The following is a 24,550-nucleotide window of genomic DNA, read 5'->3' on the forward strand; positions in this document are numbered from 1 at the left end:
GATCCCTCCCCTCATAAGTACCACCATTTCGAGTGTCAGATTTTCATTTTCTGGAATATGCATCCCTTTACCTGATATTAACTAACTGACATTGGCCTCTGAACAGTAACCTCATCTGCCTCTGCAGCAATTCGGTTCCGCGTTCATACATCTCCATGGTCTCATAGCGTCTGTATTCACATTCCAGAGACTGGAGAACCGCCATATAGATATCATACCACAGCGCCCGGCGTTCCTCGGCTTCAGTAAGCGTCTCTTTCCCATATCCAGCTTTAAAATCGCTGTTGTCACCGAATGTCCGGAATCCCACTTCCAGCAGCGGATCACCCCACAGGCTCCTCTCCCAGTCGATGATTCCAGTCACGTGTTTTCCGTCTGTGAAGATGTTCCCGGCCCAGATATCCCAGTGCACCAGGCGGGGTTCTGTCACCTCTTCGAAAAACCGGCGGTCTTTTTCCAGACGCTCCCGGATCTCGCTGACGGGCAGCTTCAAATCAACCGCTCTCGTCTCAGCGTCACAGAGGCCCATATCCATCATCCTTTTAAAAACGGGATACCACGCATCCCCCTGGCATTCCGTCTGTCCCGGAAGGCCGAAACGGGAGCAGATAATCTCATTGATTCTGCGGTTTATCGCACCGGTCTCCCTCATGAGCGCATGTACGGTTTCCTCTGCCAGCTCCTGACTCTGTGAATAGAGACTGTTTCCCCTCCGTTTTTCCATAAAGAAGTAGAAGGACGAACAGATACTCCTGCTGTCATCATAACCATATATCTCGGGAACCGGAATGAACGGGTCTGCCGCCGCCCTCTTCATGGCTTCCACCTCGGCAAGCATGATATTTTTTTCGTAGGACATCACGGGGACGCCTTCCGGGGGCGCCACTTTTAAGATTACACGTCTTCCGCTCTCTAGCGCCACTTCGTATGCCACATTGAAGTAACCTTCCGTCAGTTCCTCATATTCCTTCAGAGGATCATATGGGAAATACTTCTCTGCCATCCTCCGAATCGTCTCTCTGCTCTGTTTATTCTTTGTCAGGCTTTCCAAATCCCGTATTCCTCCCTGGAATCTCCCATGAAACAAGGAACTCTGCGATCAGGTCGATGCATCCTTCCACATCCTTTTCATCAGCCATCTCGGCCGGATGGTGCATGTAGCGAAGCGGAATCGACACCAGCACGGTGGGAATTCCTTCTCCGGCAAAATGAATCTTGTCCGCGTCGGTATAACTCAGTCTGCTGGCTGCCTCCGTCTGTACTTTTACCCCAATCCTGGATGCGCATTCCCTCATCTTACGGTTCAGCCGTTTGGAGACGATGGGACTGTTGCAGAGTACCGGACCTCCGCCTAAGGTTACCTCACCGGAATCCGCGGCGTTCATGCCGATGCAGTCGCTGGAATACGTCACATCCACCACTACGGCCAGATCCGGTTTTACGCGGCTGGCCGTCCAGTACGCGCCGTTCTTCGTGGTCTCTTCCCCCACAGTGGCCGCGCTGTACACGCCGCAGGTGCATCCACGCTTCCGTGCCTTTTTAAAGGCCTCCATAATAATAAAAACGCCGAGCCTGTCATCCAGTGCCCGGCTTAAGAAACGGCCTCCTGCCGCCTTGCAGAATCCGGTGTCCAGCACGACAGGCGCGCCGGGCTCCACCAATTCACACGCTTCTTCCTTCGAATCCACGCCGATATCGATCAGAAAATCCGATGTCTTTAAGCCGCCTTCCTTTTTAAATAAATCACGGTACGATTCCACGACGCCGTATACCGGTCCCCGCTCTGTCATCACCTTGACACGGTGGCCCGGGTAGGTTGCCGGGACGATCCCGCCGCGGTCGATCACCTGGAGACGGCCCTGCTCGTTTACTGTCGTCACCATAAGGCCGATCTCATCCAAATGAGCCGTCATCAAAATTCTGAAATCACGATCCGGCCCCAGTACGCATACGGTATCCCCAATATCATCAGTCCTCACCTCATCGGCCAGCGGTTCCATATATTTTCTGATGACGGCCTGTCCCTCTTCCTCATAGCCGGATACCGTCACCGCACCTAAAAGTTCTTCCAAAAATACTTCGTCTGTCATCTCTATTCTGTCCTTCCCAGTCTTTTTACGCTTTCTCTGATCACCAGCTTCGCGGGGATAAGCGTCTGAATGGAGATCTCTCTGCCGGTCAGAATACGCTCAGCCAGAACTAAAACCGCCTGCTCGCCCATAAAATCCATGTACAGGTGGACCGTGGTCAGCGGAGGAACCAGATATTTTGCCGCAGGAATATCGTTGTATCCCACCACGCTGATATCCTCGGGAATCGCAAGTCCATTTTCATGGACCGCTTTATAACAGCCGATGGCAAGGGAATCGTTGGCCACAAACACCGCCGTCGGCCGTTCCGAAAGCTCCAGCAGCTCCTTCATCATCTGATATCCATACTTTGGCGTGTAGCCGCCGATCTTTACATATTCCTCGTGAAACAGGCCCTCCTGCTTCATGAAGCGCTGATAGGCGTAAGTCCGGTTGTCCACCACCTCCGCGCCATCCGAGTCCGTCTCGTATCCGCCGATAAAGGCAATCTTTTCATGGCCCTGATCCATCAGGTATTTCATCACCTTCAGAACAGACCGCTCGATATCGTGGATAACGGAATCGAATTTCTCCGTATCGGGTACCGCGTCCGCGAAGACCGTAGGCTTCTGATACGACTCGATCCGTTCCATCATGGACTGGCTGAACGTCCCCAGGCAGATGATTCCGTCCAGGACTGATAAGTCCTCTTTCGTATCGCCGCTGTTAATCCGATACTTTTTGTACCCCTCTTCCGCCAGCTTCTTCTCAATAGCCACACGTACAGAGAGATAATACGTATCCTCCAGCTCCTCTTCCAGAGAATAGGAATAAAGGACGCCGATTTTCAGCTTCCTCTTTCTCTTTTTCTTATCCTTTACCTGGTAATCCAGCTGTTCCGCAACCTCGAAAATCCGTTTTCTCGTCTCATCCTGCACATTCAGTGTCTCATCGTAATTCAGGACTCTGGAAACCGTGGCGATGGAAACTCCCGCTTTCTCCGCAATATCCTTGATCGTAGCCATAACGTTATTCCCCTCTTATCCCCCATAAAAGTCAAAGATCACGGCAGGCCAATGTCTTACAACGTGTTCCTGCCGTGATACGAGTGCCGCCGGACCTAGTGCCGTTTCTGAAGACCTCACTAAGTGTTTTTAGTATACCTCGAAGATTTACGAATTGCAAGCCTCCAAAAGCTCTTCAAAGGATTTCAAATGGTACGCCGCAAGCTCGCAGTCCGATGCATCGCCGATCCCGGCGCCATCCATGCCTCCGGCCTTGGCTGCCATGAGACCGGCTCTGGCGTCCTCCACCACGAGGCAGTCTTCCTGCTTCTCATGGATCAGCTTCGCGGCCAGCAGAAAGACCTCCGGGTCCGGTTTGGAATGGGTGATCTGATTGCCGTCCGAAACGGCGTCGAAGTAACCGTCAAGTCCCAGCTGTCCCAGGATGAAGCAGGCATTTCTGCTGGAAGAACCGATAGCCAGCTTTAGGCCTCTCTCTCTCAGTTCATCCATGGTTGCCTTCACCTCCGGCGCCAGATCCGCCGGTGACATGTTCTTAAGCAGTTCTTTGTAGATTTCGTTCTTTTCCGCTGTATAGCGTTCCTTCTCTTCTTCGCTCATGGCGCCGTCATATCTCTCGAGAATAATCTCAAAACTTTCCATACGGCTCACTCCGCGCAGACGGTTGTTGATGGTCTCGTCAAAGTAGATTCCCAGCTGATCGGCTACCTGTTTCCATGCCTGATAGTGGTATTTGTCTGTATGGCAGATCACGCCGTCCAGATCGAAGATAATTCCGCGGTATTTCATAATTCTACCCCCACTTTCTCTTTCTTTGGTTCTGTTTTTTCCAGCTCTTCCTTCTTCTCTCCGGAGTAGTTGGATAAGATCACGGCCGCCAGAATCAGTACACAGCCGCCGATCATCCGCATCGTCACATTTTCATGGAGCAGGATTACGGAAAACAGGGTGCCGAATACGGATTCCATGGAGAGAATGATGGCCGCCTTCGTCTCATCCACATACTTCTGACAGTTTGTCTGAAGAAGGTACGTAAGCGCAGTACTCACTGCCCCCAAGTATAACACACTGAGCCAGCCTGTGGAAGTAGCATGTACAGAAAATTGTCCCTGCGCCGCCAGAAATACGGCAGACAGAAGAAATGCCGTTGCCATCTGTACTGTATTTAAAACCTTAACCCGGTATTTCGGTGCAAACTCGCCCGTCAAAAAGATCTGGAACGCAAAGCCCACGGCGCCCACCAGAGTCAGCGCATCGCCGGCGCCCAGGGAGAGATTCCCGTTCAAAGACAGAATTCCCACTCCCACAATGGCCATGACGGCTCCCACGATTCCATTCAGCCCTACCGTCTTCTTATAGACCAGGAAGGCGATAAAGGGCACCATCACCACATTTGTGGCCGTTAAAAACGCGTTTTTCGACGGTGTCGTGTACTGGAGACCCACGATCTGCAGGGCAAATCCGGCAAACAGAGCGCATCCCATGAAGAATCCGGCCCGAATCTCTTCTTTTTTAATGTCTTTCATGCCGGGCAGAGAGATTCCGCCCAGGATTACGGTTCCCAGGAAGAACCGGAAGGTCATGATCTGGAACGGGGTCAGGATCTCCAGCGCCATATCGCTGGCTACAAAGCCGCCGCCCCAGATCACGGTCACGAGGATCAGTCCGAATATTGACAGATATTTCTTCATGACGGTCCTCCTGCTGCCTGGCCTGAGCCTTCCGGAACCATCGCCTCATCTGCCGGGCCTGACCCTTTCAGAACCATCGCCTCGCCATTTATGCGAACCGACACCGGACCGCCCTCCAGCACCGTCACCGTCACGCTGTTGTCCGGCAGGACAGTAATCTCCATCTTGGATCCTCTGTGATGCAGCTTAAAGGACAGGCCTTCCCACTCCTTCGGCATATGCGGACGGATATCCACGACGCCGTCTTCCGAAAATGACACGCCTGCAAAACCGAACACCACGGTCTGCCACACACCGCCTGCATTGGCCGCATGGATGCCTTCCCTCGTGTTCTTCTGTAAATCGGTCAGATCGATGAACGCCGCCCTCCTCAAATAGCGGTAGGCCTTCGTCTCATCGCCCACATGGAGTCCCATGACAGAATAGATGCTGGGGCTTAAAGAGGAGCCGTGAAGCGTCCGTTTTTCATAATACGTATAGTTCTTTCGCTTCGTCTCCTCGTCGAATTCTTCCCCGAGAAGATGGAGAAGCATCACCACATCCGCCTGTTTGATGATCTGGGTCTGCGTCTTAGGCACGGTCCTTAAAATCTCCGGGCGAATAGGCCAGTCGTTCTCATCGTAGGCCTCTATCGTCACTTCCTTCAGATCGAAGTATCCCTCGAACTGCTCCAGCAGGCCATTTTCCTTACCTTTTGGAAGGTACATTTTCTCCTTGACGTGAGACCAGCTCTCCAGTTCCTCGTCCCGGATATTCAGGCGGGCCTTCAGATCTTCATAGAGCCCCGTCCCGTCTTCCTTAAATTCCCTTAAAAGCTCCAGGACATAGCCTAAATTCCACCTTGCCAGGTAGTTGGTGTACAGATTGTTGTCCACCGATTCATGCCATTCGTCCGGCCCCGTGACGCGGCGGATCTCATAGCGGTCCATCTCCCGGTTGTATTCGCACCGGCTGGCCCAAAATCGGGCTGTCTCGATCAGGATCTCCGCGCCTTTTTCACGCAGGAAGCACCGGTCTCCGGTTATCTTCACGTAGTTGTAGATTCCATAGGCCACAGCGGCGGTCACATGGTGCTCGTAAACCGCCACGTAGCACCGGTAGCAGGTGCCATCCGGTTCGATGGTCCAGTCCGGGCACTGCTCCGTGCCGTCGTCCGCCGATTCCCAGGGATACTGGGCCCCGCGGTAGCCATTCTTTGCCGCATTGGCTCTTGCCGCATCCAGAAGGCGGTACCGGTAGTTTTCCAGATTCCTGGCCGTATCCGGGAACACGCAGGCAAAGAACGGCAGCATGAAAAGCTCCGTATCCCAGAACGCATGGCCTCCGTATTCCTCGCCGCTCAAAAGCTTGGCTCCCACGTTGACCCTGTCGTCGTGCTCGCTGCCCGCGCTCATCAGATGGAAGAGAGTAAAACGAACGGCGCGGTCCAGATCAAAATCACCCCGGATCTCGATGTTGGCCTCATCCCACATGCGGGCGTACACCTCGATGTGGCGGCTCATCTCCGTCTCGAAGCCGTCGGCGGCAAAGCCTTTGATCTCGTCTCTTACACGGCAGTGAAGCTCAGAACGGTCACTCGCACGCTCTGTGCACGAGTCACCGTGACAATCCGGGACTTCGCGTTCCGTATAGACGGAGGCGTATTTTACCACCTCCACAGCCTTTCCCTCTTCCGCGTCAAAGTCCTGAAATTCCACGGCGGTTTCGCCAAACGCCCCGAAGCTCCGGTTCTTCATCACGGGTCTGCCCCCGGCGTAGGCCTCTATAAGGCTTCCGGTTCCCACGCAGAGCTTCCGGTCTCTCGTCGCCACCTCCACATAGGCGCCTTTGTCGGTAAGCGGGCAGTTTGTGAGCAGCCTGGTATGCTTCACCTTAAAACGAGGCGCATCGCAGAAGTTTATGACGGAGCCATCGATGATATTTTCCACCTCGATGATCCCGCTGTAGTTTAACGGCGTCACGAAGAGGCGGATTCCCATACGGTGGACGTTTGCCCGGCTTACCATCCGGATTCCCTCCACCTCGGTCCTCCTCCCCTTCTTATCTTCCAGGACAAACCGTTTGACCAGCAGCGCGTGCTTCATATCCAGAGCCCTGGAAAATTCCAGGACTCTGCACGTCTCAATGCCGATCAGCTCCTTCTCCACATAGAGCTTTATCCCCAGCCAGTCCGGTAAATTGGCCAGTTCTCTCATGAAGGTCTCCGATTTATCAAAAACGCCGTTAATATAGGTACAGGGAATACTCTTCGCCGCCCGTTCCTCGTAGGCGCCTCTCGTTCCCAGATATCCGTTGGAAAGGCAGAAAAGGCTTTCGTATTTTAAATTCTCCTCCGGATCGTAATGATCCTCGAGGATCATCCATGAGTCATCGCTTAAGTAATTCCTTATGTGTTCTGAAAATCGCTCTCTTATCACGTCTTTTCCACGCTTCCTTCCTTTAATCCAGATATTTTATTTTTGACTGTGCTACATCTTCTGCCGCATCGACTGCCCGCATGGTAAAGCTCAGGGCAAAATCCTGGCGTTTCACCTTATACGCCTCTTCCTGTTCCTGGCCGCAGCTGTTGCTTCCCAGGCCGGAATGGAGGTAGTCCATATGGATGATCACATCCTCCGCCTCCTTGATCTGCCACGGATACTTTGCTTCTTCCAGGCTCTCCTCCGTGTAATTGTGGATATTCAGCCCCAGAGGCCGATCCGCCGTCACCAGAAGACTGCGTTCCCCGTCGCCAAGCGAGTACCAGGAGACCTCTTCCCGATGGCCGTTTTCCTGCGGATATACGTAATTGGTGGACATGCCGTCCACATCGGAACGGTAGACTCCCATAAATGCCGCTTCCCTGCTGTCCGCATAATTCTCCTGGAAGCCCAGGCCATACCACGCGGCCTTCTGAAGGTCCTTTGACGCCTTCAGCCGGATTCCGATGCGGGGCAGAAATCCCGGCTCCGCTTTCCCGCGCTGAATCTGCTTTCCTTCCAGGCGGCAGGTCACAGCGCCGTCTCCGTACACCGTATAGTGATAGTCGCACAAAAATCCCCACGACTGGTTTAAGCAGCCAAAATACGTACCGATCGTCACATCGACATGGTTCTCATGCTCTTCGGTCCTGAAATACTCCATCTGCTCATCCGGAAGCTGTATGAAGTATTTGTTCATCCAGTCGTCCTTCTTATACATATCGTTGTCTATGGTTGCCCGGTAAACCGTCACCTCAGGCCCCGCCGTCACGTATGGCTTTCCATCCACCGTCCAGCGCTCCAGCCGGCCGTAGATCTTATGGAACACCACCTCCGACGACTTGCCTTTTACTTTGAATAAAATACCGTCATCCTCCGTCACAAAGCGGCCGCCTGCCTCATGGAGCACAGCTGTCTCCAGATGCTCCTTAAGCAGAAACTGCCCGCGGGATACCTCATGGCCCTTCCCGGCGTAGGGGACGTCTTGCTTCAGACAGACCGACACATTTAAGTAGTAATCCGTATTGCTCTCCGGCATAAACGGCCGGTATGGAATTTCCAGACGGCAGCCCTCTCCCGGTCCGGCATTCAAATCTTCGATCACGCCCTCTTCCTGTACGGTCTCATCACAGGAAATCCACCATTTGACGCAGAGATGGGACAGATCCTTAAAATCATACCAGTTTTTCAAAAGAATCTCGCGCCCGCTTCCTGTCTTCTTCCTGATTTCCACCGGGGCAATCACCTGCCGGTACTCGGTAAGCGACGGCGACGGCGTGCGGTCCGGCATCAGAAGGCCGTCGATACAGAAATTCCCGTTGTTGGGGAAATCTCCGTAGCTGCCGCCGTACCGGTAATATTCATGGCCTTCCTCATCCTTTGTAAGGAATCCGTGGTCGTACCATTCCCAGATAAAACCGCCCTGCAGCCGTTTGTATTTGCGGAACAGGTCCTGGTAGGCCTTCAGACAGCCGGCTCCGTTTCCCATGGAATGGCCGTATTCGCACATGACATGGGGTTTTTGATTCCCCTTTTCGCCGCGGCCGATCTCTTCCAGCTTATCCAGCCAGGTGTACATGGTGGAGTAGACGTCCGCCGCCTCCGCCTCGAAATCGCCCTCGTAGTGGACCAGTCTGGACGGATCCACCGTCCGCACAGCTTCCGCGCTCTTCACGAAATTACAGCCGAAGGCGGATTCATTGCCGAGGGACCACATGAGGATGGAGGGATGGTTGAAATCCCGTCTTACCATACGGACGGCACGGTCCACGTAGGCAGTCTCCCACGCAGGATCATCGGAGATCCAGGTATAGTTTTCCACCCATTCGAAACCGTGGCACTCCAGATCCGCCTCATCGATCACATAGAGGCCGTATTCATCACACAGATCGTACAGGCAGTCGGCGGCCGGATAATGAGAACACCGCAGCGCGTTGATATTGTGCTGCTTCATCAGAATCACATCGGCCTTCATCTGCTCATACGTGACGGCGCGCCCCTCGGTCGGGCTGTAGTCGTGGTGGTTGACACCATTTAACAGGATGGCGGTTCCATTGACGGTAAAATTACCGTCTTTGATCTCTATGGTACGGAAACCGGTCCGGACCGTGATCTCATGGTTCTCAAACCGGATTCTGATCCGGTATAGGTAAGGGGTCTCCGCGGTCCACGGCCGCACCGTTCCGGCTTCGGCTGTGATTCCTATCTCCTTCTGGTCTCCGGAGGAGGTAAAATCCCCCTCTGCCATCAGGCGTTCCCCGTCAAGCAGGCTCCAGGTTCCGCTTCCGACTCCCTTTACCGTCAGGTCGATGGCGGCCCGGCCGCATTCGCAGGCCGTGTCCAGAACTGCCGTCACGCGGCAGTCCAGGACCGCATTCTTAGGCTCGTTAATCAGTTCCACATCCCTGTAAATTCCGGAAAACCACCACATATCCTGGTCCTCCAGATACGTTCCGTCCGACCACTTGTATACACGGACTGTGACGTCATTTTCTCCCGGCTTCACCAAAGAGGTGACATCAAACTCTGCGGGCAGACGGCTCACCTTGCTGTAACCGGCGTGGACGCCATTGACCCAGATGTCATATGCGCTGTCCACCCCGTGGAATTTGAGAATCGTATCTCCCGCAAACCAGGCGTCGTCCAGAACAAAGCTTCTCTTATAAATGCCTGTAGGATTCTTCGACGGTACGTATGGGGGATTGACCGGGAATAAGTACAGGACATCCGTATAGTGCATATGATCGTATCCGCGCATCTGCCATACGGAGGGGACATCGATAGTATCCCATCCCGCCCCGCTTCCCGGCTCTTCAAAACCGGCCGGAGAAAATTCCGGCGCTTCCAGATACAGAAATTTCCAGTCACCGTTTAAGCTCACATGTCTGGCAGAATCCCCGTAAAATGAGGTTCTGGCTTCGCGTCTTCCCACTCCTGTGATTGTCTCATCTTCCCATCGTTTCTTTTTACGTCTTTCCATAGTTGTCTCCTATTATTTAATCGCTCCGCTCGTTCCCTCCACGATGTGTTTCTGTGCAAAGAGGAATACGATGATCGGGGGCAGAATCATAATGACTGTGATACAGAGCATCGGTATGATCTGTGTGCTGTGAACGCCCTTAAAGGATGCCAGCCCGAGTGCCAGGGTGAATTTACTCCTGTCCTGTAAGAAAATGAGTGGTCCCAGGTAGTCGTTCCACACGGTGATCATATTCAAAACGCCGACTAAGATTAACTGCGGCTTCATGATCGGCATAAAAATCCGCCAGTAAATCTGGAATGCATTGGCGCCGTCGATTCTGGCCGCCTCCTCAAAGTCCTTCGGCACGCCCATCAGGAACTGCCTCATCAGGAAAATATAGTAGGCGGAACCGAACCAGGCTGGGACGATCAGAGGCTTTAATGTATTAATCCATCCAAATATCTTGAACTCCATGTACTGCGGGATCATCGTCACATCCCAGGGGATCATCATGGTGGACAGCAGAATCATAAACAGGACATTTTTGCCTTTGAAATTATATCTTGCAAAACCATAGGCCACCAGCGAACAGGAGATAATCTGTCCCGCCGTGGTTCCGACCGTTACCACAATGGAATTCCAGAGGTAACGTCCGAAGGGCTGAGCGTTCCATGCATTTAAGTAGTTTTCCACCAGCCATTTCTTCGGGAACATCTTAGGCGGATAGGCGATGGCTTCCGCCTCCGTCTTAAATGTGGTAAACAGCATATAGACGAACGGCGACAGGAAATAGAGGGCCATAATGGTCAAAAGCACGTAGATGATGATCTTTGATTTTTTCGACATACTCATAATTACTTCCTGCCTTTCTTGGTCTTCTTCGTGGAATTCTTGGCCTCGGTCTCATAGAATACCCATGCAGAGGAGGACTTGAATACGAGGGCTGTCAGGAACAGGATAATGACAAACATCACCCATGCGTTGGCACTTGCGTATCCCAGCTTGTGGTGCTTGAACGCGTTGTTGTAGGTAAACATCCCGTAGAAATATGTAGATTTTAACGGTCCGCCGTTTGTGAGCAGCATGACGAGGGTCAGCTGCTGGAATGCGCTGATTAACGATGTAATCAAGTTAAACAGAATCGTCGGCGTGATAATCGGCAGTGTGATGGAAAAGAACTGTCTCGCCGGGCTGGCGCCATCCAGGGAAGCAGCCTCATATAAGTCGATGGGAATGCTCTTAATATCCGTATAGAATATCAGCATCATGGTCCCCACACCGAACGCGCTCGCCAGAATAACGGCCAGAAGCGCCCATGAAGGATCCACCAGCCAGTTAGGGCCTTCGATTCCCAGCAGAGAGAGCAGATAGTTTAACACACCGTAGTTGCCGTTTAAAATCCACCCCCAGATGATGGAGATGGCAACGCCGGATACGACTGCGGGGATATAGAAAATGGTTCTGTAAATTTTGACACCCTTTACCGGCTGCGTGATCAGCATGGCCAGGAACAGGGCGATAATCATGTTAAGGGGTACGAAGATTGCGGCATATTTTAATGTGATGACCAGAGATTTGTAAAACTGTTTATCCTTTGTAAACATTTCCACATAATTCCCCAGTCCCCGGAACGTCGGCGTCGATGTGATCGGCCAGTCAAAGAAGCTCATCACCAGCGACAGAATTAAGGGACCTGCTGTAAAGACGATGAACCCGATGATCCACGGCAGGATGAACAGATAGGGAGTTGCCTTTCTAAGGAAACTTTTCTTCTCCATGATTTACCTCCATTTAAGTTCCCCGCGCAGGGTTTGCCTGCCGCGGGGAATGTCTGCAGTTTACTGCATCTCGGATACCGCCTCATTCAGTACGGCTGCCGGATCTTCCATGGTACTCGGGTTATAGACACGCTCAAAGGTCAGATCCAGGGTGTCCTTAAGCTCGGACCAGTTGTCTACAATAAAGCTTGCAGGTGTGTAACCGCTGCTCTGCTCCAGCATGGAGTAGAATGGAGCGTTGGCCGGATCGTCCAGGATCTTCTCGGACTCTACGACAGACTTTAAAGCCGGAAGCTCATAGCCGATTCTCGCCTTGTTCATCTCCTCGCCTGTCCAGTATTTCACAAACTCCCAGGCGACGTCTTTGTTCTTGGAATCCTTGGAAATCGATACACCTGAGGAGCTTAAGATGCTGACAGAATCATGGCCCGCTCCTGCAAATGCCGGAATATCGACGATACCGTAGTTTAAGCCGTCCTCATTAAAGGTAGAAACAGACCATGCGCCGTAGATATACATGGCAGTCTGGCCGCTTCGGAACTCATCTGTACCGTTCTTCTCCGTAGCCACCCCGTATCCGTCCTTTTCCATATTCTGGAACATGGCGACAGCGTCAACCGCCTTGCCGGAGTTTAAATTTCCATCCAGTTTTCCGTCCTTATCCACAAACGCGGTTCCGTTGCTCCATAAATACATCTCATAATCGTATGGATCCGGCTTCATCTGGAAGGAAAAGCCCTTCACGCCGTCCACCTTCTCGGTGATCGTCTTCGCTGCCGCCATCAGATCGTCCCATGTCCAGTCGTTGGTCGGTTCAGCGACTCCCGCCTGTGTGAAAATATCCTTATTATAAAACAGCGCGTGTGTGGTAAAGCCTACCGGAATGCCATAGACCGAATCTCCCTTGGAGTTATATGGCCATAACGCGTCGTAGAAGTTGTCCTTATAATCTGCGCCCTCTTTTTCTATGTAGGAATCCAGCGGTTCCAGGCCTTCATAGTAGGACGGGTAATCCCACATGTAGAGCACGTCCGGCGTATCTCCCGATCCCATGCCGGCGCTGATCTTTGTATCATACTCGCTTCCGTAAGCTTCCAGTGAGACCTCGATGTCGTCGTGGCTGGCGTTGAACTGGTCTACCAGCGCCTGCTGCTTATCCAGATCCTCTGCATTGTCCCACGATGCAAAACGGATCTTTACCTTGCCGCCGTTTGCCTGGCTGTCAGCCTTCGCCCCACACCCGCTCAGTACTGTCACAGCCGCTACAGAAAGAGCTGCAATCACCGCAATTGTCTTTTTCATATAATTATTTCCTCCTTAACTTTTTGGTAAATACATCGTAGCATATCTTGGTAAAATATTCAATATTTTACTTAATAAAAATTACATTTTCAATATTATGCATGATTTTTACGCCTTGTTTTTGTGCATTATTTATAATAAATCTGACTATTTTTTAACTAAATATGCTCATCGTTATATTTTCAGTTTTTTATTAAGTAAAATTTTACCTTTATTATCTCGATAATACTATTTTTTTACCGTGGTATAGTTTCTTCAGTTTTTTCTCGGTTTACGTGTTTTCCGAAGAAGGAAAAAATTACTGTTGAAAAGAATTTGGCAGTTTTAAAGCAGTGGCTTAAACTTGCAGGAAAAGCGGATAAAAATGACCGGGAGTGCCGGACACAGAATACATGTGTCCGGCACTCCCAGTCATTTTTATGGTTCTTTTATGGTTCATAACCAGAATTCAGAGGTTTTCGGCGGGCCGTGAACGCCCCCTAAGACAGCCTCTCTCATCATCAGAATCTCTGATTATCTTAAATCTTCCCTCTCGAGTATCTGCACCTCATATCCATTAAGCTTCCCTGCCTCTTCACCATAGACCAGCCGGTAGGAGGAATCCACGGAGTAAGTCCTCTCCCTGTCTGTATGATTCATAGCAAAGATCCATCTGCGGTCAGCTTTTTCTCTGGCGGCAAGCTCTACACCTTCATCCGCATTTCCCAACGCTGCAATCCCCGCTGCATCTGTCATATACCGGACCAGGGCCGCCATGAACGCCTCGTCAGGCTCCGTTCCGATGTAGTAACAGCAGCCCTGTCCGTATTCATTCTTAGTAATGCAAGGCTCTCCAGCATAAAATTCACTGGCATAGACTGCAAGGACCTCCGCTCCCTCCTTCACGGTTATGATGTCACACCAGTTTCGGGCTGTGTGGCTTTCATTTTGAAAGACCGCCGATACTCTTGCATCTCTTAAGCAGTCATAATCCAATACCTCCGAACCCGTAAGCTCAGACAGCCGTCCCGGAAGTTCCCTGTCGGTCATACAGATATTGGTCTCATCCTTCACTCCGGTTCGCATGGTAAGGACTAAATGGCCGCCGTTTTTCACATAACGGAAGTAACGTTCCTCCAGTTCAGAATTCATCAGATACTGAAGCGGGGCGACAAGCAGCTTATATTTGCCGAAATCCCCGTCATCCGGTACGAAATCCACTGGGATCTGTCTGTCGTAAAATGCCCTGTAGTATTCCTGAATCTGCTCTGTATAAGACATATTGGGATTCTGCGGCTGAATCTGAAGGGCGTAATTCTGCCGGAACGAATATACGATCCCGACTTTTGGAGCGGGCATGGAGCCCTCCATCTTTTCCATCAATGGGGCTGCCTTCTGTATCATTTCCTTTAACTCGTAGTATCTGCGGCCGGGATTACCGCTGTGAGGCAGGATTCCGTGCCAGTACTGCTCCGTTCCCATCGCGCAGACTCTCCAGCGGAAATATACCACCGCATCGGCTCCGTGAGCCACCGACTGGAGAGACCACAGGGAAAGCTGCCCCGGCGCCGGTGCGCGCCCCATCACTTCCCAGCCGGTAATTCCTGACTGCTGCTCCATGATCCAGAAGTTTTTATTTTTGTAGCTTCTTACCACATCCAGGGTGGACGCCAGGATATCGCCGCGTCCGTGGGACTCATCGGCAAAAAATCCGCCGGGATACTGGTCATGACTGACAAAATCCAGTTCTTTTCCCAAATCATAGTAGTCCACCTTATCGGCAAATCCCATATAATTGTGGGTGATAAAATGATTCGGGCAGTATTTGCGGATAATATCGGTCTGCTCCTTCATGAAATCCACAATCAAGTCAGAACAGAAGCATTTCCAGTCCAGCATAGCGGATGGGTTCTCTCCTGTCACTGTAATCCCTGGTGTAAATACTTCCGAAAATTCATTGTACTCCTGGCTCCAGAAGGCATTGCCCCAGGCTTCGTTCAAGCGGTCCACTGTACCGTATTTCTTTTCGAGCCATCCCTGGAAGTTCTTCCGGCAGCTTTCGCACATACACAAATCATGATGGCTGTTTCCCAGCTCATTGTCCGGCTGCCATCCGATGACATTCGGATTGTCTTTATAATGAACCGCCATAGCGGTCACAATTTTCCGCACAAACCCACGGTATACGGCATTGGACTGGCAGTCATGGTGACGCCCCCCGAAGCCTCTTACCCGTCCCTCCCTGTCCACCGGAAGAATCTCAAGATAGCGGTTTACCATCCAGGCAGGCGGAGCGGCCGTAGGCGTTCCCACAATCGTCCTGATTCCGTAGCGGCCCAGCAGATCGATGGCATCGTCCAGCCATGCAAAGTCATACTTTCCTTCCTGCGGTTCCAGCTTGTGCCAGGAAAATTCAGCCATTCGGACTACCGCAAGCCCCATCTCCTTCATCAGTTCAGCATCGGTCTCCCACCGATCTCTCTGCCAGTGTTCCGGGTAATAATCGACTCCAAAATGAATGCCCATAGTATTTCGTCTCCTTTATGTATCATTGTTTTATTTATAGTTTTTTTACAGAATTCCCCTCGCTCAAATACGGTTTGAAGGAGTTAAAATAGTTTACTTTGCGCCCCTCAATCATATCCAGCAGGGTACTGACGCAGCACTCCGCCTGCTCCCCGATGTTTAAAGACACAGAAGAAAGAAACGGCGTCACATACTTCCTGTTTTCGATCCCATCGATACCGAGAATCGATATATCTTCAGGAACCCTGATGTTCAGTTGTTCAAAACGCCTCAGCATTCCCAGAGCAAACTCATCATTAAAGCAGATGATGGCGGTCGCCCCACAGTTTTGTTCGAGAAACCGGTCAGCACCGCTCATTCCCTCCTCGAAAAAATTCTCTCTAGCAAAAGCCGGTCTCGTGTTTCTGGCATTATCGATTACGTAATCCCTAAATTGTTTTCCATAGACCGGCTTCATCTGATTACCAAAGGCCACATGCCTCGGATGTAAACGGCTGTCATGAAAGAAATCATATAAAGTAGCAAAGGCAATCTTTTTATGTCCCATCTCTTTTAAGTAAGCAAGTCCAAGCTCTACCGCATCGTACGTATCCACATCCACATAGGGAATCCGTTTTAAATTTTTAACCGGTACTCCGTAGGAGGCAGTAACAATCGGCATATAAAACGATTCTCCCAATAGTGCCTGCACCTCCTCCGCAACACTGTCGTTCTCCACAATCATTCCATCCATCAGCATGGTTTTTACCCGATCTACACTGAAATTAGAAAAGTAGAACAATGTGTACCCGCGATCCATGGCGTAATCGGACATTTTATTAAAAAGTTCTTTATAAAAGGAATTGTAGATATCTGAACCAAAAAAACACAACTGATAAGTCTGTCTGTTTTTCAGAGAGTTACTCAGGGGATTCGGCCTGTAGCCCAATTCCTCCACCGCTTTATAGATCGCTTCCTTCTTATCCTTTGCAACATATCCTCTGCCGTTCATTGCTCTGGAAACCGCGCTGACCGATACGCCGGCCCTCTTCGCTACATCTTCTCTCGTAATCACCGGATTATTTCCTCCTTACTTTTTATTTTAATGAGTTCGTCATTTATTTCAATAATTTCTTATGTGCACAGATGAGTCATAGTGTATATTGTACTATTTCATATGACTCACGTGAAGCATATTTCTTGTCTTTTTGTTGTTTATTTTTATATTTTGCACATAGCTTATAGAACTATGTTTATATATTTTTAACTTGTACTGTGAACAGGTCATACAGGGTTTCACTTGTATGTCTATGATTTTATCAAAAAGCATACGGAACAACGCCGGCCAAATACCGGCAGAACGCCCTGAAATAGCGAAAGCAAAAAACGAAAAGAAAAAACGCTGTGCTGTCCCTTTCCTCGGACAGCACAGCGTTTTTTTCTTCTATCAGCTTTCATACAGATTCGCAGCCTTCTTTACCAGCCTTTCCAGAAGCTTCTGCATATTTCCGATCACCGGGTGATCTCCCAGGCTGTATTCCTCCGCCACCGGTTTCATCTTAGGAAATGCCAGCCAGGTGCTTCCCGCCTCATCTTCCCATACCGCGATCTTAAGAGGAAGCTCCAGGGCGATGCTCTGGTCCGCCTGCATGAGTCCGGTTCCAACCTTCGGCGCTCCGAATACGAGAACTGTTGTCGGTCTCAGTTCCAATCCTGCCTCCGCCGCGTTCCCTGCATGATCGAATTTGGCAAACACCGGGATATCCAGTGCGTTTAACTGCTTCTCCAGCCTGTTTACCGTCTCGTCTGCCGAGAACTGGCCTTCCATCAGGAACAGCCGCGTATCATCGTAATTGGTGGACAGGAGATCTCCGAAGGCGCCGGCGATCTTTCTTCCCAGATTCGTGAAATCCACGCCCTCCTTGTTTGCCATCAGGGTAACGCATACCAGCTCCTCCGGATGGGTAAAGCGGCTTAAGAAAGAAGAAAATCCGGGTACGGAACCTTTGATGTCCATCAGGCCTCTGTGATGGTAGAACTGCCATCCGGCACTGCCCGGAACGGTCCGTCCATCGGGAAGCGTCCATGACGCGTAGACAACCGCCCTGTCTTCCGGCTTTTTGATCAGGACACCGCCAGCAAGACCGATATCCCAGAAGGAGATATCCTGCGCCGACGCCCACACGTCCCCAAAACCGCGGAGGGCGGAGGAATGCATCTGCGGAAACGCACTTCCGTCGCTCTGGTAACTGACAGCCGTCTCCGCCGGATCAATATACCGGCCGTCGGTCTTAAAGATCTGGTGAACGTATTCACTCAAGGATAAATCCTCCTGATGAAATGCTGAGAGACCATCCGAAAACGATGTATGCTTAAGCCCAAGGAGTTCAAACTGATTCTTCCTGACGAATTCCTGGTACGCCATTTTGCTCACTCTCTCGACCACTTCGGTCAGAAGGAGGAAATTCGTTGCACTCTGAGCCACCTCTGTTCCGGGTTCAAACTGAAGAGGCAGATCTGCAGTCAGACCCATCAGTTCTTCAAACGTCCACTCTCTCGTAAGGCTGAATCCCTCCTGCTTCCTGTAATCCGCAAGTCCCGAAGCGTGATGAAGCAATTGACGAACCGTAATGCTCTTCCACTGTTCCGGGAGTGGATCCACATACTCTGCGGCAGGAACGTCCAACTCCACACTTCCCTCCTCGTACAGCTGCATGACCGCCACTGCCGCATATCCCTGGGAAATAGGACCTGCCGGCCAAAGTGTATTCACCGATGCGAGACGCTTCTGTCCGGCATCTGAAAATCCGTATCCCACAACCCGCGGAATATAGGGAGCCTGAACAATTGCCAGGGTCAGTCCCGGGATCTCCTGTTCCTCCATAAACTCCCATACCATCTCATCCACGGTTCTTCCAAGATAAGATACATCCGCGCTGCCCCTCATCTTCATCTCTGTGTGTTCTCTTGTGTTCATACTGAATACTCCTTTCGTTTTGGACCGGTCGCCTCTCGTTTCACGCACTGACAATCCCGCCAGTTCTCTATGGTGAACTCTGTGGCCGTATACTTAGACTTGTTTTGCTGTTGCTGGTGTGTTACTGCTGTTGTTACTACTGCCGTCATCGCTGTCACTACTGTTATAATTTAAGTTACAGTTTATACTGTAATAATACATGTTACAGTATAAACTGTCAACAGTTTTTTAATATTTTATTGATTAAAAGAATAGAAAACGTATTATAAGTGCTTTTAGGTCTGGAAGTTTACGATGAATGGCTCAGCAGCGGCTTTTTTTACAATTGTCAGGAACGACACAGAAACGGATACTCGTTTTAAAACTATCGATATTTTAGCAAGGTATTTGGGATTATGAATTTTGTAGGATGAGCATATTCATGGCGGAGACAGCAGCGCCATCCGCTCTCCAGCCCCTTTCACTTACTTTCTTCCAAGCAAAAGCGCTTATAAAGAAAGATTCTTCAGAAACTGCGCTCCCCAGCGGATACAGAAACGGAGCACCGTCTCCGGTACTCCGTTTCCCATCATGCACACAAAACTGCGCATTCTCTTTTATGCATTAAATAATAACCTTCACCGGACATTTCGCCGCGCACTTTCCACAGTTGGTACACTTCTCATAGTCGATGACCGCCACATTATTATCCATGTGGATCGCATCGAACTCACACTGCTTCGTACATAAGGTACAGGCGATACAGCCTGATTCACATTTTGCCTTTACATCTTTGCCCTTGTCATGGGAATTGCACTGAACAAGGTGCTCTGCAGAATACGGTACCAGATCGATCAGATGGTTCGGACAGGAGGCCACACATTTGCCGCAGGCCACACACTTCTCCTTATCGACAACAGCCACACCGTCAACTACGTGAATCGCGTCAAAGGCACAGGCCTTGACACAGGAACCGTATCCCATACAGCCGTAAACGCAGGCCTTTTCTCCGGCGCCTGGGACGACTGCGACTTTTTTACAGTCATCCATGCCATAGTAGTTGTACTGGACCTTCGTCTTATCGCAGGTACCCTTACATTTTACAAAAGCCACTTTCTTCTCCGCGCTTGTGCCGTCCACGCCCATGATGGCGCCGATTCTGCCTGCAACTGCCGCTCCGCCTACCGGACAGGCATCCACGGATGCGTCACCCGCGGCGATTGCCTTTGCCAAAGCATCACAGCCCGCATATCCGCAGCCGCCGCAGTTGTTGCCCGGCAGCTCGTTGCGCACGAGAATCTCTTTTTCATCTGTTTCTACTTTAAATTTTTCGCTGGCTACACCTAAGAAGACACCAATCAGAATACCTAGGATACCTACTACGGCTGCCGCTATGATAATACCTGTTATCATTTTCGTCTCCTCCCCTTAAATTAATCCGGAAAATCCGAAAAACGCGATTGCCATCAGTCCCGCGGTAATCAGTACAATCGGCGACCCCTTGAAAGAATACGGAACGTCGTTGTTCTCAATCCGCTCCCGGATACCTGCCAGCATAACGATGGCAATGGTAAATCCGACAGATGTACCAATACCGTTAATTACGCTTTCCAGGATCGAGTAATCATACTGTACGTTGTTTAAAGCCACACCGAGAACGGCACAGTTCGTCGTAATCAGAGGAAGATAGACCCCCAGCGCCTCGTAAAGAGGCGGCATGGACTTCTTTAAGAACATCTCTACGAACTGAACCAGAGCGGCAATAACCAGGATAAATACGATTGTCCGCAGGAATTCCAGGTTTAAATTAACCAGAATCCCTTTATAAATAACGCTTGTCACAAATGATGCAATAGTAATAACGAAAATTACAGCTGCGCCCATACCGGCAGAAGTTTTCACGTTCTTGGAAACGCCAAGGAATGGACAAAGACCGAGGAACTGGCTTAAGACTACGTTATTTACGAGAGCCGAGCCGACCGCGATTAAAAACAGTTCTTTCATCTATCCATCCTCCTATTCTTCTTTTTTCGAGGTCGCGGCCTTTAGCTCCGCTTCCTTTTTGGCAAGATCTGCCTTCTTGGATGCAAGCGAATCTTCCACCGCCTGTCTCTTTCTGGTCTCTAAAATCTCATGATTGGACATGCAGGAAGAGCCGGAACAGTTCATGCAGTCACCGCCGCACGCCAGCTTGGACTGCGGTACGGAACCGTTGGTGGCCGACGGAGCCTTGAATTTATTCTGAAGAGCTGTTAAGACTGCCAGAACAAAGAAAGCGCCCGGTGCCAGAACGAAGATGGAAATATGGAAATCCTCCGGTATAAACGCAATTCCGAAGAATGAGCCTGCGCCTAAAATCTCACGCACCAGACCGATACAGGTCAGCGCGATCGTAAAGCCTAATCCCATACCGATTCCGTCAAAGGTAGAGGCTGCAACCGGATTCTTGGAGGCATAGGACTCTGCACGGCCAAGGATGATACAGTTTACCACGATTAACGGGATGTAGATGCCCAGAGCCGAATTAAGGCTGGGCACATAAGCCTCCAGCAGCAGCTGCACGATGGTAACCAGCGTTGCCACAATAACGATATAAGCCGGAATTCTGACACGGTCCGGAATCACCTTTCTGAGGGCTGCAATAAGCATATTGGAAAACATTAAAACCACGGTTGTGGAAAGCCCCATACCAAGGCCGTTGATGGCTGACGAGGTTACGGCCAGAGTCGGACACATACCCAGCATCAGGACGAAGGTAGGGTTTTCTTTTACGATACCGTTATATAAACGTTCTGTACATTTATTCATAATCCCACCTCCTATTGCGGTATGCAGTTAGCTGCGAAATAGAGTGCCGCATCCACTGCATGAGTCACTGCGTTTGAAGTGATGGTCGCGCCGCTGATCGAATCAATCTCAGAATCAGAGGTACTGCCCGTCTTCGTCACAGTAAATTCTTCTACTGTCTTGTCTTTATACTGATCTTTGAATGCAGGCTCGGTCGCCTTCATTCCAAGACCTGGCGTATCGCTGATTTCAAGGACCTCAACGCCGGTGATCATGCCTTCCTTCGTAATACCCACGGAAACCTTTACCGTACCGCCGTAGCTGTCGGCTGAGGAGGCCGTAATGATATGGCCGATCACGTTGCCGGAGGCATCCACAGCGTTTAACGCCACGTTCACCTCAACGTTGCCGTATTCAGGCTTCTGCTCCGCCAAAGTCTCTTTGGAGACAACAACCTGATCCTGAATCGCCTGATCGAAGATGAAATCCGTTGCATCCGGATAGGCCTGCTGGTATTTGTGAAGGCTCTCCTTCGCCTGCGCCATCTGGATCGGAACCTTGGTGATCTGATACACAGCGCCCAGGAGCAGACCGGAAATCAGGGTAATTGCAAATAAAATCAATGCGTCTTTCATGAATCCGCCTTTTTTCATCTTACTTGCCCTCCTTTCCAAACGCCTTTGGAAGGGTAATCTTCTCAATCAGCGGTACCAGAATATTGCTGATGATGATCGCATAGGAAACGCCCTCTGCGGAACCGCCGAACAACCGGAACAGTCCTGTCAGCACGCCCAGAAGAATACCGAACAGGATCTGCCCCTTCGGTGTGATTGGGCTGGTCACATAGTCGGTCGCCATGAAGAACGCGCCGAAAATAATGCCGCCGCCGCATAAATGCGCAAGCACATACATCAGATCATGCTGTCCGAAAACGAATACGAAAACTGCAAAGGTAATTAAGTAGGCCGCCGGAATCCGGATGGTAATAACCTTCTTAATCAGTAAGTAAGCTGCACCTATTAACAGGGCGATCACAGACACTTCACCGATGGTTCCCGGAATCTTGCCGATGAACATGGCCGGAATATCCACTGCCTGTCCTGCCTTTAATGCTGCAAGCGGCGTCGGGCTGACGACCGCGTCATTATATGTGAATGTGGTCATCTTGCCTGCGAACGCAATCAGTAAGAAGCATCTCGCCGCCAGAGCCGGGTTCATAAAGTTCTGGCCAAGACCGCCGTATAACTGCTTCACAACGATGATTGCAAAGATACCGCCCAGTACCGGCATCCACAGCGGAATGGTGGGGGGCATGTTTAACGCCAGAATGAGGCCCGTTACCAGGGCGCTTCCGTCGCTGATGGTGACCGGTTTTCCCATGAGCGTCTCATACACGTATTCGCTGAGCACACAGGAAAGTACTGTCACAAGAATGACAAGTGCTGCTTTTATTCCAAATTGATATACACCATACGCAGTCGCAGGAATCATGGCAATCGCAACATCCAGCATGATATTACTTGTTGTCACCTGGTCCCTGACATGAGGTGATGATGATACGTTTAATAATTTACTCATTCTTCACCCTCCTACGCTTTCTTCCTGCTTGCCGCAACTGTTTTACGCATTTCCTTGAAGGCCTGGGTTAAAGGTCTCTTCGCAGGACATACATACGTACAGCAGCCGCATTCGCAGCATTCCATACCATTTAATGCGGTAAAACGTTCGATATCGGAGCGTTCCGCCGCATCCATCATCATCTGGGGAACCACATGGCTCGGACAGACGCTTACGCATCTTCCGCAGCGGATACAGGCGGAAGGAGCATGAACTGCCACCTCATCCTTTGTCATACAGGTAAGCGCTGAAGAGGTCTTTGTAACCGGAATCTCTAAATTGAACAGCGCCTGACCCATCATAGGACCGCCGGAAATCACCTTCTCCGGTTCCGTCTTGAAGCCGCCGGAAGCCTCTAAAAGTTCTTTGTAACTGGTTCCGGTCCGCACACTGTAGTTCTGAGGATTCGCTATCGCGTCTCCCGTCACCGTAATGATTCTGCGGATCAGCGGGGTTGTCTTGCATACAGCATTATAAATAGAAATAACCGTATCCACGTTGTCCACGATGCAGCCCGCGTCCGCCGGAAGCATGGAGGAGTTGATCTTTCTGCCGGTAACCGCATAAATCAAAGAACGCTCTCCGCCCTGCGGGTACTTGGTGAGGAGCGGACACACGGTAATTCTCGGTTCGTCCTTTACCAGCTCCGTCATCTTTTTAATGGCCTCCGGTTTGTTGTTCTCAATACCGATAACCCCTTTTGCGTTGTCAAACAACTGAAGGATGACGTTCAGTCCTTTGATAATGCTCTCCGGTTCTTCCAGCATCATACGGTAATCCGAAGTCAGGTACGGTTCACACTCCACGCCGTTTACGATGATTGTGTCGATCGCGGATTCATCTTTTGGCGTCAGCTTTACATGGGTCGGGAAACCTGCTCCACCCAGACCAACGATGCCTGCCTCTTTTACAATATTACGGATCTCTTCCTTGGATAAGGTCTTCGGATCACGGTCCCTGCCGAAGCCCTCCACCGTCTCATACTCGCCATCATTCTCCACAATGATGGAAGGCACCATGGCGCCGTTTGCAACCATTCTCGGTTCCAGAGCCTTTACCGTTCCGGAAACGGAGCTGATGACGCAGGCCGATATAAATCCGCCCGGCTCACCGATCTTCTGTCCAACCAATACATGGTCGCCCTTTGCCACAAGTGGCTTCGCGGGCGCGCCAATATGCTGGGACAGCGGGAAAACCATCTCGCCTTTTGGCTGCAGTACCGATACTGGTTTACTCTCCGACAGTTCCTTGCCCTCGTAAGGGTGGATGCCGCCTTTAAATGTAGCCAAACCCATCTAACTAACCCTCTTTCTATACAGTCTTAATCTCTCCCGGCAAAATATGACAATCGCATTTTTGCCATCTCGTACAGTATAACATAATTCAGGAATCGAAACAATTGAAACTTACACATTGTATA

Annotated in this window: 19 protein-coding genes; all 19 read right to left on the reverse strand. The window is 50.7% G+C overall.

Annotation, left to right across the window (positions count from 1 at the left end; translation table 11 throughout):
- Positions 1-67: 67 nt before the first annotated feature.
- A complete protein-coding gene (locus DFR60_RS27705; protein WP_110326197.1) occupies positions 68-1,051 on the reverse strand; it encodes a phosphotransferase family protein in 984 nt (327 codons plus the stop codon).
- The gene (locus tag DFR60_RS27710; protein ID WP_110326198.1) at positions 1,029-2,090 is read right to left on the reverse strand and encodes a M20/M25/M40 family metallo-hydrolase; all 1,062 of its coding nucleotides are present in this window, start codon (positions 2,088-2,090) and stop codon (positions 1,029-1,031) included. Before DFR60_RS27710 ends, DFR60_RS27705 begins: the two co-directional genes overlap by 23 nt.
- Positions 2,091-2,092: 2 nt before the next feature.
- A complete protein-coding gene (locus DFR60_RS27715; RefSeq protein WP_110326199.1) occupies positions 2,093-3,094 on the reverse strand; it encodes a LacI family DNA-binding transcriptional regulator in 1,002 nt (333 codons plus the stop codon).
- Positions 3,095-3,241: 147 nt separating this feature from the next.
- A complete protein-coding gene (gene pgmB, locus DFR60_RS27720; RefSeq protein ID WP_110326200.1) occupies positions 3,242-3,883 on the reverse strand; it encodes a beta-phosphoglucomutase in 642 nt (213 codons plus the stop codon).
- Positions 3,880-4,785, reverse strand: a complete 906-nt coding sequence (locus DFR60_RS27725; RefSeq protein WP_110326201.1) for a DMT family transporter — start codon at positions 4,783-4,785, stop codon at positions 3,880-3,882. Before DFR60_RS27725 ends, pgmB begins: the two co-directional genes overlap by 4 nt.
- Entirely contained in the window at positions 4,782-7,202 is a 2,421-nt protein-coding gene (locus tag DFR60_RS27730) for a glycoside hydrolase family 65 protein (RefSeq protein ID WP_110326202.1), read from the reverse strand. Before DFR60_RS27730 ends, DFR60_RS27725 begins: the two co-directional genes overlap by 4 nt.
- Before the next feature lie 22 nt (positions 7,203-7,224).
- Positions 7,225-10,224: a glycoside hydrolase family 2 TIM barrel-domain containing protein gene (locus tag DFR60_RS27735; protein WP_110326203.1), complete on the reverse strand. Its 3,000-nt coding sequence runs from the start codon at positions 10,222-10,224 to the stop codon at positions 7,225-7,227.
- Positions 10,225-10,236: 12 nt separating this feature from the next.
- The gene (locus tag DFR60_RS27740) at positions 10,237-11,058 is read right to left on the reverse strand and encodes a carbohydrate ABC transporter permease (RefSeq protein ID WP_055655728.1); all 822 of its coding nucleotides are present in this window, start codon (positions 11,056-11,058) and stop codon (positions 10,237-10,239) included.
- 2 nt (positions 11,059-11,060) lie between these two features.
- A complete protein-coding gene (locus tag DFR60_RS27745) occupies positions 11,061-11,984 on the reverse strand; it encodes a carbohydrate ABC transporter permease (RefSeq protein ID WP_110326205.1) in 924 nt (307 codons plus the stop codon).
- 60 nt (positions 11,985-12,044) lie between these two features.
- Positions 12,045-13,286, reverse strand: a complete 1,242-nt coding sequence (locus DFR60_RS27750; RefSeq protein ID WP_110326207.1) for an ABC transporter substrate-binding protein — start codon at positions 13,284-13,286, stop codon at positions 12,045-12,047.
- A gap of 513 nt (positions 13,287-13,799) precedes the next feature.
- Complete coding sequence (locus DFR60_RS27755) at positions 13,800-15,791, reverse strand: beta-galactosidase (protein ID WP_110326209.1); 1,992 nt, start codon at positions 15,789-15,791, stop codon at positions 13,800-13,802.
- 34 nt (positions 15,792-15,825) lie between these two features.
- Positions 15,826-16,845: a LacI family DNA-binding transcriptional regulator gene (locus DFR60_RS27760; protein ID WP_110326211.1), complete on the reverse strand. Its 1,020-nt coding sequence runs from the start codon at positions 16,843-16,845 to the stop codon at positions 15,826-15,828.
- Positions 16,846-17,217: 372 nt separating this feature from the next.
- On the reverse strand, positions 17,218-18,747 hold the full coding sequence (locus DFR60_RS27765) for a serine hydrolase (RefSeq protein WP_110326213.1): 1,530 nt from the start codon (positions 18,745-18,747) through the stop codon (positions 17,218-17,220).
- Positions 18,748-19,350: 603 nt separating this feature from the next.
- Positions 19,351-20,139 carry an RnfABCDGE type electron transport complex subunit B gene (locus DFR60_RS27770; protein WP_110326215.1) on the reverse strand — a complete coding sequence of 263 codons (789 nt, stop codon included), beginning with the start codon at positions 20,137-20,139 and terminating at the stop codon, positions 19,351-19,353.
- A 15-nt stretch (positions 20,140-20,154) separates the two neighbouring features.
- Entirely contained in the window at positions 20,155-20,730 is a 576-nt protein-coding gene (rsxA, locus tag DFR60_RS27775; RefSeq protein ID WP_110326217.1) for an electron transport complex subunit RsxA, read from the reverse strand.
- Between the two features lie 12 nt (positions 20,731-20,742).
- A complete protein-coding gene (rsxE, locus tag DFR60_RS27780) occupies positions 20,743-21,534 on the reverse strand; it encodes an electron transport complex subunit RsxE (RefSeq protein WP_110326219.1) in 792 nt (263 codons plus the stop codon).
- Between the two features lie 11 nt (positions 21,535-21,545).
- The gene (locus tag DFR60_RS27785) at positions 21,546-22,166 is read right to left on the reverse strand and encodes an RnfABCDGE type electron transport complex subunit G (RefSeq protein ID WP_110326221.1); all 621 of its coding nucleotides are present in this window, start codon (positions 22,164-22,166) and stop codon (positions 21,546-21,548) included.
- Between the two features lies 1 nt (position 22,167).
- Positions 22,168-23,091: an RnfABCDGE type electron transport complex subunit D gene (locus tag DFR60_RS27790; RefSeq protein WP_110326223.1), complete on the reverse strand. Its 924-nt coding sequence runs from the start codon at positions 23,089-23,091 to the stop codon at positions 22,168-22,170.
- 11 nt (positions 23,092-23,102) lie between these two features.
- Positions 23,103-24,425, reverse strand: a complete 1,323-nt coding sequence (rsxC, locus tag DFR60_RS27795; protein ID WP_110326225.1) for an electron transport complex subunit RsxC — start codon at positions 24,423-24,425, stop codon at positions 23,103-23,105.
- Between the last annotated feature and the right edge of the window lie 125 nt (positions 24,426-24,550).

This window comes from Hungatella effluvii (assembly GCF_003201875.1).
GTDB classification, from domain to species: domain Bacteria; phylum Bacillota; class Clostridia; order Lachnospirales; family Lachnospiraceae; genus Hungatella; species Hungatella effluvii.